Raw genomic sequence first — 13,231 nt, 5'->3', positions numbered from 1 at the left:
TGACGGAACGGTCGGACCGGGTGTCGCAGCCGGGCCGCGGTTGGCACGGTTCTTGATCAGCCAGTGTCCGGAAAGGTCAGCGGCCAGGTTCACCTCGACGGCCAAGCGTCGGTGCTGGGAGGGGCTTGTCTGCCGGAGACTAAGGGGAAAGCCGATGAAGTTAGTCATGGCCGTCATCAAGCCCTTCAAGCTCGACGAGGTGCGCGAAGCGCTCACCGCCATCGGCGTTCAGGGGTTGACCGTGATCGAGGTGAAGGGGTTCGGCCGGCAGAAGGGGCAGACCGAGATCTACCGCGGCGCGGAATATGCCGTGAGCTTCCTGCCCAAGGTGAAGATCGAGGTGGTGGTCGCCGACAGTGCGGTCGAGCAGGTCGTCGAGACCCTCAAGAAGACCGCGGCGACCGGCAAGATCGGGGACGGCAAGATTTTCGTGGCCAACGTCGAGCAGGCGGTTCGCATCCGCACCGGCGAAACGGGCGCCGATGCGCTGTAGGAAGACAGGGGAACAAGACCAATGACAATGCAGAAGGTACGTGGTCTGGCGCTGGCGGCTGCCGGGGCTTCGTTGACCGCGATATATGCGGCAACCGCACTCGCGCAGCAGACGCCGCCGGCGGCGCCACCCGCAGCGCCGCCGGCGCCAAAGCTCGACACCGGTGATACCGCATGGATGCTGACGTCGACTGCGCTGGTCCTGATGATGACCATTCCCGGCCTGGCGCTGTTCTACGCCGGCATGGTCCGTCGCAAGAACGTGCTGGCCACGGCCATGCAGAGTTTCGCTATCACGGCCCTCGTCACCGTGCTGTGGATGATCATCGGCTACAGCCTGGCATTCACGACCGGCGGCAACATCATCGGTGACCTCAGCCGTTTCTTCCTGCGCGGTATGGCCGTCGACTCCGTTCATGACCTTGCGAAGACGATCCCCGAATCGGTCTTCATGTGCTTCCAGATGACCTTCGCCATCATCACGCCGGCACTGATCGCCGGTGCGTTCGCCGAGCGCATGAAATTCTCGGCGATGATGTGGTTCATGGGCCTGTGGTCGATCGTGGTCTACGCGCCCATCGCCCATTGGGTGTGGGGCGGCGGCTTCCTCGGCACCTGGGGCGTGCTGGACTTCGCCGGTGGTACGGTCGTGCACATCAACGCCGGTGTTGCCGGTCTGGTCTGCGCCCTCGTGCTGGGCAAGCGCAAGGGCTACGGCAACGACAACCTGGCGCCGCACAACCTCGTGCTGTCGGTGATCGGTGCGTCGCTGCTGTGGGTCGGCTGGTTCGGCTTCAATGCCGGCTCGGCGGTATCGGCAGGCGCATCGGCCGGCATGGCGATGGCGGTGACGCAGATCGCCACGGCCGCGGCGGCGTTGGCCTGGATGTTCGCGGAGTGGGCGATGCGCGGCAAGCCGTCGGTGCTGGGCGTCATCTCCGGCGCCGTGGCCGGGCTGGTGGCGATCACGCCGGCCTCGGGCTTCGTCAATCCGACCGGAGCCCTGATCATCGGGCTGGTTGCCGGCGTGGTGTGCTTCTGGGCCGCGACGTCGCTCAAGAACATGCTGGGCTACGACGACTCGCTCGATGCCTTCGGCGTGCACGGGATCGGCGGCTTCGTCGGCGCGGTGCTGACGGGCGTCTTCGCGACCCAGGCGATCACCGGCAAGGTCGACGAGAAGAACCAGCCGGTCCTGGCCGGCCTGATCGACGGCAACGCCGGCCAGGTGCTGACCCAGATCTACGGCGCCGCCGTGACCATCCTCTACTGCGCGGTCGCCACGTTCATCATCCTCAAGGTCGTCGACGTGATCATCGGCCTGCGCGTCGATCCGGAACAGGAAGTCGAAGGCCTCGACATCAACCTGCACGGCGAGACCGTGCACTGAGTTCAACCGCCACCCCTGGCCGCCGCGCGCGGCATGCCGCCCTTCACTTGCGTTGCGGGTGAAGGGCGGCGGGGGCCCAGACCGCCAGGTCGGGCATCCGAGGTCGCCAGAGTTCCCTCCGCCGCCGGGCCTCGCACGTTCGGTGGCACCTTCCAACGCCCGATGCCGTCACGGTGTCGGGCGTTTTTTCGTCGGGTCGCTCTTCCGACGAGGGTGCCTAAAAATACGGCGCCATGCTGAATTGATGGTCATGTCAGCGAATCGACCCGTCGTATCAATCTTCTGTACCCGTCCAAAAGTTGGGCGGTTATCCTGCGTGTGGTCTATTGATGGGCGGTCCCGATGGACGCCCGCTGTGGAGCTGCACGCATGAAGATGCTCATCGCCATCATCAAGCCCTTCAAGCTCGAGGAAGTTCGCGAGGCGCTCACCGGGCTGGGCGTCCAGGGCCTGACGGTGACGGAAGTCAAAGGCTACGGCCGACAGAAGGGGCAGACCGAGATCTACCGCGGCGCCGAGTACGCGGTGAATTTCCTGCCCAAGGTGAAGATCGAGATGGTGCTGGACGATGCCCTGGTCGATCGCACCATCGAGGTGGTCCAGAAGGCGGCGGCCACCGGCAAGATCGGCGACGGCAAGATCTTCATCACCGACATCTCCCACGCCGTGCGCATCCGCACCGGCGAGACGGGAACCGACGCGCTCTGACACGAACTCCGCGACGTCCACCATAAGAAAACGGGGAGAATGGGCGATGCCCGCAGTCCTGTCTTGCGTCCGCCGCCTTGGTCTGCCGCTGCCTGTCGGGCTGGCGGTTGTGCTGCTGCCGGCGATCGCGATCGCGGCCGATGACAAGCCGAAGATCGACAGCGGCGATACCGCCTGGATGATCGTGGCCACATCGCTTGTGCTGCTGATGTCGATCCCCGGCCTAGCGTTGTTCTACGCCGGCATGGTGCGCAAGAAGAACGTGCTGGCCACCACGGCCCAGACGCTGGCCACCGTCGCCCTGGTCACCGTGCTCTGGGTCGTCGTGGGCTACAGCCTGGTGTTCACGCCGGGCAACAGCGTCATCGGCGATCTGTCGCGTTTCATGATGGCCGGCCTGAAGATGGATAGCGTGCACGACGCCGCCAAGACGGTGCCGGAAAACATCTTCATGATGTTCCAGCTCACCTTCGCCGCCATCACGCCGGCGATCGTCGTGGGGTCGGCCGCCGATCGCATCAAGTTCTCCGCCATGCTGTGGTTCATGGCGCTGTGGCTGATCCTGGTCTACTGCCCGGTGGCGCACTGGGTGTGGGGCGGCGGGTTCCTGCAGAAGGCCGGCGTGCTCGATTTCGCGGGCGGCATCGTCGTGCATATCAATGCCGGCGTCGCCGGCCTGGTGCTGGCGCTGATGCTGGGGCCGCGTCGCGGCTATCCGACCGAGAACATGGCACCGCACAACCTGGTGCTGACGGTGATCGGCGTATCGTTGCTGTGGGTCGGCTGGTTCGGCTTCAATGCCGGCTCGGCCGTCGCCGCCGATGCGCGCGCCGGCATGGCCTTGACGGTGACCCACGTTTCGGCTGCCACCGCGGCGCTGGCGTGGATGTTCGCCGAGTGGGCGACGATGGGCAAACCGAGCGTGCTCGGCATCGCCTCCGGTGCCGTGGCTGGCCTCGGCACGATCACGCCGGCATCCGGCTACGTCGATATCAGTGCCGCGCTGGTCATCGGCCTCGTGGCCGGCCTGGGGTGCTTCTATGCGTCGACCGCGTTCAAGCGGCGCATGGGTTACGACGACTCGCTCGACGTGTTCGGCGTGCACGGCGTCGGCGGCCTGATCGGCACCGTGATGGTGGGCATCTTCGCCACCAGCGCGATTGCCGGACCCGATGTGAAGGGGTTGATCGACGGCAACAGCCAGCAGGTGCTGACACAGCTCTACGGGATCATCTGTACCGTGGCACTGTCGGCGATCGGCACTGCCGTCATCCTCAAGGCGATCGACGCCACCATCGGGTTGCGGGTCACGCCGGAGCAGGAAATCGAAGGCCTCGACATCAACCTGCACGGCGAGAGCGTGCATTGAGCGGGAGCCCCCACCGCGAGGGGGCTCGATCTCAGCTGACGGCGGTGGCGGATATCGGCGCGGTGTCGAACGTCACGGTGAACCGGGCGCCGCCCTCGGCGCGGTTCTCGGCGGTGATCGTCCCGCGCATCTGCTGGATGATCTGATAGCTGATGGACAGGCCCAGTCCAGTGCCTTTCCCGGTCGGCTTTGTCGTGTAGAACGGCTCGAACAACCGCGGCAGCACGTGACCGGGAATACCGGGGCCATCGTCCTCGACCGTGATGACGACGTGCCCCGACTGGCGCAGCGTCTGAACCCGGATCGTGATCGTGCCGCCCGAATTGCGGGTATCGAGGATGGCGTCGCGGGCATTCAGTACCAGGTTGATGATCACCTGCTGCAGCCGGCTGGCATGTCCTGTGATCGGCGGCGCGGCAGGATCAAGGTCGAGGTGCAAGTCGATGCGCGCCAGGCGAAGCTGCTCGTCGATCATCGTGGCGGCCACGCGCAGCGCCTGCACGACGTCGAACTGTTCCGGCATGTCGTCCGGCTTGCGGGCAAAGCCGCGCAGATCGCGGATGATGGTCGCCGCGCGCTCGGTCTGTGCCGTGACGCGCGAACATTTCTCGTCGATGAAGCGGCGCAGGTTGCCCAGAAGGGTGTTATCCGCCGTTTCACGCAGTTCGTCCTGCAGGCTCTCGGCGGCGAAGCGGATCACCGTCAGCGGCTGGTTGATCTCATGGGCGATGCCGGACGCCATTTCGCCCAGGGTGGCCAGGCGCGAGGTATCGAAGAGTTGCAGTTCCGCCTGCCGCCGCTCCGTCTCGTCGACTCCCAGCAGCACGATGTGTTCGACCCGGCCTGACGTGCCGCGCACGGGGTTGGCCGTGACATGGATGGTGCGTCGTTCGCCGCGGGCGTTCGTCAACATGTTGTTGTAGTCGACCGCTTTCAGCGTCTGAGCTTCGCTGGCGCCCAGCCAGGCCTCGACGACCGCCGGGTCGAGGCGCCAATCGGCCAGTGCCGCAAACGGCCGATCGACGATCTGGTCCTCGGTGAGCCCGGTGAAGCTGAGAAAACCGTTGTTGGCCATCACGATGTGCTGGTGGCGGTCGATCAACAGGAACAGCGCGCCGGTCGACTGGACAATCGAGTTCAGCCGCTCCATCCGATCGTGCAGTCGCCGCGCCAGTTCGTGCTGGGCTTCGATGTCGCGGACCAGGCCGGTGATGGCGAATTCGCCGTTGAGATTGTCCTGCTTCTCCGGGGCGGCCAATCGAATCTCGACCATGCGATGCGTACCGTCCTTGGATTGCATCCGGCACGTGAACGTAGCCGGCAAACCGCGATGCGCGCGCAGCCGATCGGCAACCTCATGAAGCAGGGGATGATCGTCCGGATGGATCACCTCGAACACCGATCGCAGACGCAGTTCATCCACCTTGAATCCGAGCAGGTCCTCGATGCCGGCGCTGAGATAGGTCATGCGATTGTCGCGGTTCAGCGAGAACACGGTATCGGTGAGCGAGTTGACCAGCAGCTGGAAGCGTCGCTCGCTGCTGCGCAATGCCTCCTCCCGCTGGATCAGGTCGCTGACATCCGTCCACACGGTCGCGGTGCCGCCGCTGGGTGTCGACGATCGCTGCAGCCGCACCATGCGTCCATTCAGCAGTTGCACGTCGGCACGATGCCCCTCGCGGCGCCGGCGGATATATTCGCTCTTCCAGTGCGAACCGTCCTGGTCGGGATACCGCACCAGCAATTGTTGCTGAAGATGCTCGGCGATGCGCTCCAGCGGCCAACCGATCATCGAGTCGTTCACGCCGCCCAGGTGCGCTACCGTTTCATTGTACTGGCGGTTGAACAGCACCAGGCGCTCGTCCTTGTCGTACAAGGCGAAACCGACCGGCACGGTCTCGATGGCATCGACGACTTGCTGGCGGCTGGCTTGTGCATCGCTTTGCGCCCGGCGCGCGACCTCCGATATATCGTGATGGCGCGTCGCCGAGCGGCCGACCAGCAGAAGCAAGATGACGACCGCCAGAAGAAAGCCGCTGGTGCTGACGACGGCAGTGAGATGCAGGGAGGTTTTCGTCTCGTGCCGCGGTTCCAGGGTGCTGAGCGCCGCGGTATTGGCTGCGTCAGTCAGCCTGACGAGTTCTGCCAGGCGTGCGACCAGGTCATCGCCGATCGCCGTGCCGGATTTTTCGTGTGCGGTGAGTGCCGGCACCATGGCGATATCGAGGGCGTTGAAGGCGTCGCAAGCGCGGTTCGCGTGCAATGCGACCTCGCCCGTGCGCCAGTCCGAATGGGCACAGATCGATCGTAGTTGGCGCGCCGCCTGGCCCCAGGCTTCCAGAGGCGTAAGGGCGTAGATACGGGATCTGTCGCCGAGCCTCGCGCCGAGCACCACGATCAAGGCCTTGTTCAGGTCGTTGCTGCCCGTCGTCACATCGAACGCGGCGGTGCGAATGTTGTGCGCCTCGACCATGTCGCGCGTCATGCGGCTGTCGGCGAACGTAATGGCAAAGCTCAGCAGGCCGAGGATCGCCGCAACGACTCCCCACACGAGCCCGGCGGGGCCGATGGCCGTGCTCAGCCGGCGAAAAACGTCCAACCACCTGCCGATCATGACGTGCTGCGCTTCAACCGTTGTCGACAATGGGTTGGATCGTGTGGACCCGCGCGAGTTGGCCCGGCGGCGCTGCCTTATACGGCCGATGCCGAGTGTGTGATGTCCGGCATCTCAGAGCCGTTGCGTTGCTCGGTGGCGCTGGTGACCAGCGCCAGGAGGCGGCCGAAACTGAACGGCTTGAAGAGCACGGCGACGGCGCCGAGTTCCTCTGCCGAACCGATCTGGCTCTGGTCGAGATGGCCGGTCATGACGATGACGTGGCACGCCGGGTGCCGTCCGCGCGACCGGCGCGCCAGGTCCAGGCCGCTGCCGCCCGGCATCCGCACATCGGTGATCAGCACGTCGGGATTGATCATGCTGTCGATCAAGGCCTGGCCTTCGGCGAACGAGGCGGCGGCGTGGACCCGGTGTCCGCGCCGCTGCAGGAAACGCGAGATCTCGCCGAGGAGTTCAGCCTCGTCATCGATCACAACGATCGTCAGGACGGACGGGGCAGGCATGGTGCCAACTGCAGGTTTAGCGCGCTCGGCGCACGGTTGCGTCGGCGACGAAGCGATCCAGGGTACGCAGAGGGATGGGTTTGTCGATCACGGCAAAGGCCGAGGTCCGTGCCTGGTTGCCCTGTCGAACCAGGTCGGCGTTGCCCGACATCAGCACCCACTTGATGTCCGGATAGCGTTCAGCCATGTCGCGGCAGAACGTGACTCCATCGCCATCCGGCAGATGGATGTCGGCGACCACGACGGCAGGGGATTGCTGCCGACAAACGTCCTGGGCCTCGGCAAGAGTCCTGCAACCGACCGCCGCACGACCGCGACGACGGAGATAGTCGACGATCTCGTCGCGGAGATCTTCATTGTCTTCGATGATGACGATCGCATCGCCAGACATGGCCGCGACCTCCGTCAAATTCTGTTTATGAATGGAACATCAAAAGTACAGTTTTCGGATGCTCCGATTATCACACGGAAGCGCAAAAATAAAACACCCACCCAGGATAGTCCACTTTGGACGGTTGGACAAAGTCACAATTCCGGTTCAATTCCGGATGTGAATTCAACCGGAACCGATAGCACCGGCGAATTGCGCCATGGGAACTGAGTATTTCCATTATCGGCAAGGTTGCCCAGGGAGCGGCAAGGAAAACCCGCCGGCGGACGATCGCCGCATCGATCGGCCGGCATGGCGCGCGGTTGACGGCGCTGGGCGGGCGGGCGACCGTGCTTGACCGACCCATGTCCCATGCGCAGTCCGCCTCGGAACCCCACGACCTCGCATCGCCGCCGGCATCGCGACGTCCGCATGTCGTCATTGTCGGTGCTGGCTTCGGCGGCCTGACGGCGGCCCAGCGCCTGGCGGGTGCCCCGGTCGATGTCACGGTGATCGACCGGCGCAACTATCATCTCTTCCAGCCGCTGTTGTATCAGGTGGCCACGGCCGGCCTGTCGCCGGCACAGATTGCGATGCCGATCCGCAGTGTGCTGCGCGACGCCGCCAATGTGCGCGTGCTGATGGGCCGGGTCAGCGGTGTCGACGTCGCGGGCCGCACGGTGCACACCGACGGCCATGACGTCGGCTATGACTATCTGATCCTGGCCACCGGTGCGCGACACTCTTACTTCGGCCACGACGACTGGGAACAATACGCGCCGGGCCTGAAGAAAATCGACGATGCCACGGCCATTCGCCGCCGCATCCTGACGGCCTTCGAGGCGGCGGAAACCGAGCGAGATCCCGCCGTGCGCCGGCGCCTGCTGAATTTCATCATCATCGGCGCCGGTCCGACCGGCGTCGAATTGGCCGGCGCCATCGCCGAACTGGCGCGCCGGGCGCTGGCCCGCGATTTCCGGCAGATCGATCCCCGTGCGGCGCGCATCGTACTGGTCGAGGCCGGCTCGCGCGTGCTGTCCGCCTTCCCCGAAGCCCTGTCGGAGCGCGCCTATACGTCGCTGCAGCGACTGGGTGTCGAGGTGCGCCTGGGCGTGCCGGTCACGGCGGTCGACGCCGAGGGTGTCGTGGTCGGCAGCGAGCGCATCGCGTCGGCCACGGTGATCTGGGCGGCCGGCGTGCGGGCGTCATCGGCGGCCAAATGGTTGAAGGCGGATGCCGATCGGGCCGGGCGGATCAGGGTTCAGCCGGATCTGTCCGTCCCGGGCCACGACAATGTTTTCGTGATCGGCGACACCGCGCTCGCTCTCGATCCGGCCGGCAACCCCTATCCAGGGCTGGCGCCGGTCGCCAAACAGCAAGGCGCCTACGTAGCCGACCTGCTGCGCGCACGCGTCACCGGGCGCGCGGCGGTGCGGCCGTTCGTCTATCGTGACTGGGGGGCGATGGCGACCATCGGCCGCAATCATGCCGTGGCGCACCTGTTCTCGCGCTACCGCTTCTCGGGCCTGTTCGCCTGGCTGCTGTGGGGACTGGTGCACATCATGTTCCTGGCCGGCTTCCGCAATCGTCTGATCGTGCTGATGGACTGGACGTGGTCGTACGTGACGTTCCAGTCCGGCGCGCGCCTGATCACCGGCGGGTCCAATTCGGATTGAAGCCCGTGCGCCGCCGTGTGCTTGGCTGGATTCGAATGAAGTTTGTCATTCTCGCTGCCGGCGGTTCTTGATAGAGCGCGGGTGATGGCGGGCGAAGAGGTTGACTGGCGACAGGCCGAGCGGACGCAGCTGCGACGGCTGCGGCTGGTGTCCCTGCTCGAGGGAATGACGCTCATCGTATTGATCTGCCTCGCGGTGCCGTTGAAACATCTGGCGGGCTACCCGGCGGCGACGGCGATCGTCGGTCCGATCCATGGCGTGGCGTTTCTGATCTATCTCTGGATGGTCATCAGCACCGTATCGAGCGGCGACTGGCCACGCGGCGAGATCGTCAGGCTCATCGTGGTGGCCTTCATTCCGTTTGGTGCTTTCATGAACATGCGCCTGCTGCAACGGCGCGAAGATGCTTTGGTCGTTGCACCGGCGCCGGCCGGCGAGAGGCGGTCGTGACCTATCTCCTGATCAAGGCGCTGCACCTCGCCGCCGTCATCACGTGGATCGGCGGCATGCTGGTGCTGTCGCTGCTCCTGACGTCGCTGTCGCCCACGGCGGGCGCGCGATCGCGTGATGAAACGCGTCTGATCAACCGGGCGCGTGCGTGGGACGGCCGGGTGACGACGCCCGCCATGCTGCTGGTGTGGATCCTGGGCCTGGTGATGGCGCTCGATGCGAAATGGTTCGCGGCGCCCTGGTTGTGGGTCAAGCTCATCATTGTCGTGATGCTGTCGGCAGTGCATGGCATCCAGTCGGGCACCTTGCGTCGCCTGGCCAACAACCGGCCGCAGACGCCGCCGGCGTTCCTGCGCTTCGCCGCGCCGCTCATTCTCGCCGCGATCACCGTGATTGCGATTCTGGCTATAGCCAAGCCTCTGTAAGACAACGGCAGCCGCGCCAGCGGCTGCCATCAACCTGCCCAAGTGGCGCCCCATCGTCCGCCGCTGCCAGTGCGACGAAAGGGATATGCCATGGTGGAATCGAAGACTGTGCGTTACTTCGCTGCGATCATGATCCTGGCCGCCGGTGTGACGGGGTGCGTGACGGGTTCATCGGGTGGCGGCGATAGCGGTGGACGCTACGTCGAAGCCTTCGACCCGACCGGCAGTGCCTTGGCTGCGGCGTTCCGCCGGCCCACGCGTGAGGCCGATGCCGAGGCGGTGCTGGCCGAGCACGTGCGGACGCCGGCCTTCCTGCAGCAGTATTCGGCAACACGACAGAAGGCCGGCTGTGCCGACAGCGGCGCCTGCTCCCATCGCCTGACGCTGGTCCAGGTTGACGGGCGCGGCAAGCCGCTGGGCGAAACGCCGACATGCGCCGAGATCAGCGCCCAGCTTGATCGCGACGCGCGCGGTCAGGTGGCGGTGCGCGGCATCACATGGGTCCGCCGCGCCGCGCCGTGCGCGGCCTGAGGGCACTTTCTGTCCGATGCCGCCGGGCTCGGCGAAACGGGAGGGTCGAGGGTTTCTCCTCGATCCTTCGCCGGGCCGCGGCGGGATGGGGATGGCTTTGTGCAAGCCATTGAATTCCATGTTAAAAAAACACTCTATCCTGTTCTTGTTATTGATATAATTGTCGTTTAAGATCACCCCATAGTTCGTTGTTAAGGGGTGCTGGGGCCATGATTTCACCGCGGCGTTGCCAGACGCCAAGGGGGGCGCGAAGCTCGTCCGGTCGCCAAGACAGGAAAGCCGGAGTGCAATGATCAACCCCCGCCTTGAGTCCGACCTCAACGACTACCCGTTTGCGCGGCTCGCCACGCTGATTGCCGATCTGCCGGCGCCGGCGCAGCCCATCATCATGTCGGTCGGTGAACCGCAGGGTCCGGTTCCGGCGTTCGCCCGTGACATTGTGAGCCGCGACCTGGCCTTCACCAATCGCTACCCGCCCAACCAGGGCACGCCGGATCTGTGCGCCGCCATCGTGAGCTGGCTGCAGCGTCGATATCGTATTGCCGACGGCGTGCTCGACCCGGCGCGCCATGTGCTGCCGCTGGCCGGCAGCAAGGAGGGCGTCTACGCCATCGGCACCGTGGCGGTGCCGCCGTCCAAGGCCGGCGCGCAGCCGGTCGTCATGATCCCCAACCCGTTCTATCAGGTCTATCTCGGCGCCACGGTTCTGACCGGCGGCACGCCACTGTTTCTCAATGCCGATGCCGGCAGCGGCTTCATGCCCGATTTCGATTCGGTGCCGACGGAGACGTGGAAGCGCACGGCGCTCGTCTACCTGTGCTCGCCCGGCAACCCGCAGGGCGCGATGGCGTCGCTGCCCTACCTGCAGAAGCTGATCGATCAGTGCCGGCGCCACGACGCGGTGCTGGCGATCGACGAATGCTATGCCGAGATCTACAACAACACCGCGCCGTCGGGCGGATTGCAGGCGGCGCTGGCGATGGACGAGACCGGCGGCCGTAACCCGTTCGCCAACGTGGCGGTGTTCCATTCGTTGTCGAAGCGCTCGAATGCGGCGGGGATGCGCAGCGGCTTCGTCGCCGGCGATCCCAAGATCGTCGCCATGATGCTGCGCTGGAAGACCTACGGCGGCGTGCAGGTACCGATTCCCATCCAGAATGCCTCGGCGGCCCTGTGGCGCGACGAGGCGCATGTCGAGACCATCCGCGACGGCTATCGGGCGAAGTTCCAGCTGGCGAAGTCGATCCTGCACAACAAGGGTGGCTTCTTCACGCCCGACGGCGGCTTCTTCCTGTGGCTCGACGTGGGTGACGGCGAAGCCGTCACCCGCAAGCTGTGGGCCGACGGCGGCATCAAGGTCCTGCCGGGAGCCTATGTCGCGCGCGAGGTGGACGGTGTGAACCCAGGCAAGCGCTATATCCGCGTGGCGATGGTGCAGGACCTCGAAACCACGCGCACGGCGCTGACACGCATCGCGGAGTTGCTATAGCCATGGCACTGGCGAGCTTGAGGCATTCGGCCACGGCTGCGGGCAGGTTCCTGCCTGGCGGCACGGCGCTGTTCTTCCGTCACCGCGCGATGGAAATCGTCGGGCTGGCGACGGCGGCGATCGGCGTTGCGTCGCTGGTGGCGCTCATTACCTACCATTCGACGGATCCGTCGCTCAATCGCGCCACCGGCTTTGCGCCCCGCAACCTCTTCGGGGTTCCCGGTGCCACGTTTGCCGACGTGATGATGCAGAGCCTGGGGCTGGGCTCGCTGCTGGTACCGGTGGCGCTATCGGCATGGGGCATCATGTTGATGCGCCGTCACGCGCTGCCGTTCTTCGGCCTGCGCCTGGCACTGCTCCTGCTGGCGACCTTGCTCGCCTCCAGCGCCGCATCGGCACTCGATGCCATCGGGCACTGGACGCCGCATGCCGGGCCGGGCGGCGTGACCGGCGCGGCCGTGGCATCCCGCTTCAAGGAACTCACGCTCACCTACTCCGACGGTTGGTTGCTGGATTTCCTGCCGCCAATCACGGCGATCGCCGCGGTCCTGCTGATGGTGCCGGCGATCGGCATGAAGCGCGGCCACCTGCCGGTTGCCATGCGGCTGCTGCTATTGCCGTTCTCGCTGCTGAAGATGCTGCTGCGCGCCGGCGTCGCCGTGTGGCGCGGCCGTCCGGAGCGCGAGATGCCGGCCGAAGCGGAGGCACCGCAGCCCACCATCGGCTATGCCGATGTCCCCGGCGAGATCGATGCGTCGCAGTATGATCCCGCCCGGTTCACCGGCATTCCGGAGCATGGACAGCCCTTGCCGGGGCGCGACACGCTGATGGTCGACGCGCCGTTGTCGCCGATCGCCGATCTCAAGCCGGTGGAGGCGATTCCCGACGCACCGCCGTCCCTGGACATTCCGCCGATGGCGCCCCGCGCCGCGGCGAAGCGGTCGTCGCTGCCACCCCTGTCGTCACTCCTGGCGCGCGTCTTCGGTCGCGAGCGGGGCACTGCCCACGTCGATGTCTCGCGGGTCGAGCCTGTGTTCGGACAACCTGCCGCCGCTGCGCCTCCACCGGGCGAGTCACCTGCACCGGTGCCGGCCGCCGCACCGGTTGCGCCGCCGGCACAAACACCGGTGCCGGCCGCGGCCGCCGCCTCGGCCACCAGCGCGCGGATCCTGCATCTGCCGCGACGGCCGGGAGCGCCGGCGGAAACGCCGCCG

At 65.9% G+C, this 13,231-nt stretch carries 13 protein-coding genes; 10 read left to right on the top strand and 3 right to left on the bottom strand.

Features of this window, described 5'->3' with window-relative positions; genetic code table 11:
* The first annotated feature begins 154 nt into the window (after positions 1 to 154).
* From FQU96_RS30105 to FQU96_RS30090, 4 genes are all read left to right on the top strand, one after another.
* Complete coding sequence (locus FQU96_RS30105; RefSeq protein WP_146545088.1) at positions 155 to 493, top strand: P-II family nitrogen regulator; 339 nt, start codon at positions 155 to 157, stop codon at positions 491 to 493.
* Between the two features lie 27 nt (positions 494 to 520).
* Positions 521 to 1,882 carry an ammonium transporter gene (locus tag FQU96_RS30100; RefSeq protein ID WP_146545214.1) on the top strand — a complete coding sequence of 454 codons (1,362 nt, stop codon included), beginning with the start codon at positions 521 to 523 and terminating at the stop codon, positions 1,880 to 1,882.
* Between the two features lie 369 nt (positions 1,883 to 2,251).
* The gene (locus FQU96_RS30095) at positions 2,252 to 2,590 is read left to right on the top strand and encodes a P-II family nitrogen regulator (RefSeq protein WP_146545087.1); all 339 of its coding nucleotides are present in this window, start codon (positions 2,252 to 2,254) and stop codon (positions 2,588 to 2,590) included.
* A 46-nt stretch (positions 2,591 to 2,636) separates the two neighbouring features.
* Positions 2,637 to 3,959 carry an ammonium transporter gene (locus FQU96_RS30090; protein WP_146545086.1) on the top strand — a complete coding sequence of 441 codons (1,323 nt, stop codon included), beginning with the start codon at positions 2,637 to 2,639 and terminating at the stop codon, positions 3,957 to 3,959.
* 31 nt (positions 3,960 to 3,990) lie between these two features.
* On the opposite strand, the gene FQU96_RS30085 is transcribed toward FQU96_RS30090, so the two are convergent.
* The 3 genes from FQU96_RS30085 to FQU96_RS30075 all read right to left on the bottom strand — a co-directional run bounded on the left by FQU96_RS30085 (position 3,991) and on the right by FQU96_RS30075 (position 7,467).
* The gene (locus FQU96_RS30085) at positions 3,991 to 6,573 is read right to left on the bottom strand and encodes a PAS domain S-box protein (RefSeq protein ID WP_146545085.1); all 2,583 of its coding nucleotides are present in this window, start codon (positions 6,571 to 6,573) and stop codon (positions 3,991 to 3,993) included.
* 77 nt (positions 6,574 to 6,650) lie between these two features.
* Entirely contained in the window at positions 6,651 to 7,076 is a 426-nt protein-coding gene (locus FQU96_RS30080) for a response regulator (protein WP_146545084.1), read from the bottom strand.
* Between the two features lie 16 nt (positions 7,077 to 7,092).
* Entirely contained in the window at positions 7,093 to 7,467 is a 375-nt protein-coding gene (locus FQU96_RS30075) for a response regulator (protein WP_146545083.1), read from the bottom strand.
* A 344-nt stretch (positions 7,468 to 7,811) separates the two neighbouring features.
* Here FQU96_RS30075 and FQU96_RS30070 point away from each other — a divergent pair, with 344 nt between their 5' ends.
* The 6 genes from FQU96_RS30070 to FQU96_RS30045 all read left to right on the top strand — a co-directional run.
* On the top strand, positions 7,812 to 9,122 hold the full coding sequence (locus tag FQU96_RS30070) for an NAD(P)/FAD-dependent oxidoreductase (protein ID WP_146545082.1): 1,311 nt from the start codon (positions 7,812 to 7,814) through the stop codon (positions 9,120 to 9,122).
* A gap of 84 nt (positions 9,123 to 9,206) precedes the next feature.
* Positions 9,207 to 9,572: a DUF3817 domain-containing protein gene (locus FQU96_RS30065; protein ID WP_146545081.1), complete on the top strand. Its 366-nt coding sequence runs from the start codon at positions 9,207 to 9,209 to the stop codon at positions 9,570 to 9,572.
* Positions 9,569 to 9,997 (top strand): CopD family protein, encoded by a 429-nt coding sequence (locus tag FQU96_RS30060; RefSeq protein WP_178130792.1) that lies wholly within the window; start codon positions 9,569 to 9,571, stop codon positions 9,995 to 9,997. Before FQU96_RS30065 ends, FQU96_RS30060 begins: the two co-directional genes overlap by 4 nt.
* 90 nt (positions 9,998 to 10,087) lie before the next feature.
* Complete coding sequence (locus tag FQU96_RS30055) at positions 10,088 to 10,528, top strand: hypothetical protein (protein WP_146545079.1); 441 nt, start codon at positions 10,088 to 10,090, stop codon at positions 10,526 to 10,528.
* A gap of 289 nt (positions 10,529 to 10,817) precedes the next feature.
* The gene (locus FQU96_RS30050; RefSeq protein ID WP_146545078.1) at positions 10,818 to 12,017 is read left to right on the top strand and encodes an aminotransferase class I/II-fold pyridoxal phosphate-dependent enzyme; all 1,200 of its coding nucleotides are present in this window, start codon (positions 10,818 to 10,820) and stop codon (positions 12,015 to 12,017) included.
* A 2-nt stretch (positions 12,018 to 12,019) separates the two neighbouring features.
* Positions 12,020 to 13,231, top strand: a 1,212-nt coding sequence (locus FQU96_RS30045) for a DNA translocase FtsK 4TM domain-containing protein (protein WP_178130791.1), incomplete at its 3' end; no start/stop codon positions are given.

Source organism: Reyranella sp. CPCC 100927 (assembly GCF_007859315.1).
Classification (GTDB): domain Bacteria; phylum Pseudomonadota; class Alphaproteobacteria; order Reyranellales; family Reyranellaceae; genus Vineibacter.
This window is presented reverse-complemented; position numbering and strand designations above follow the sequence as displayed.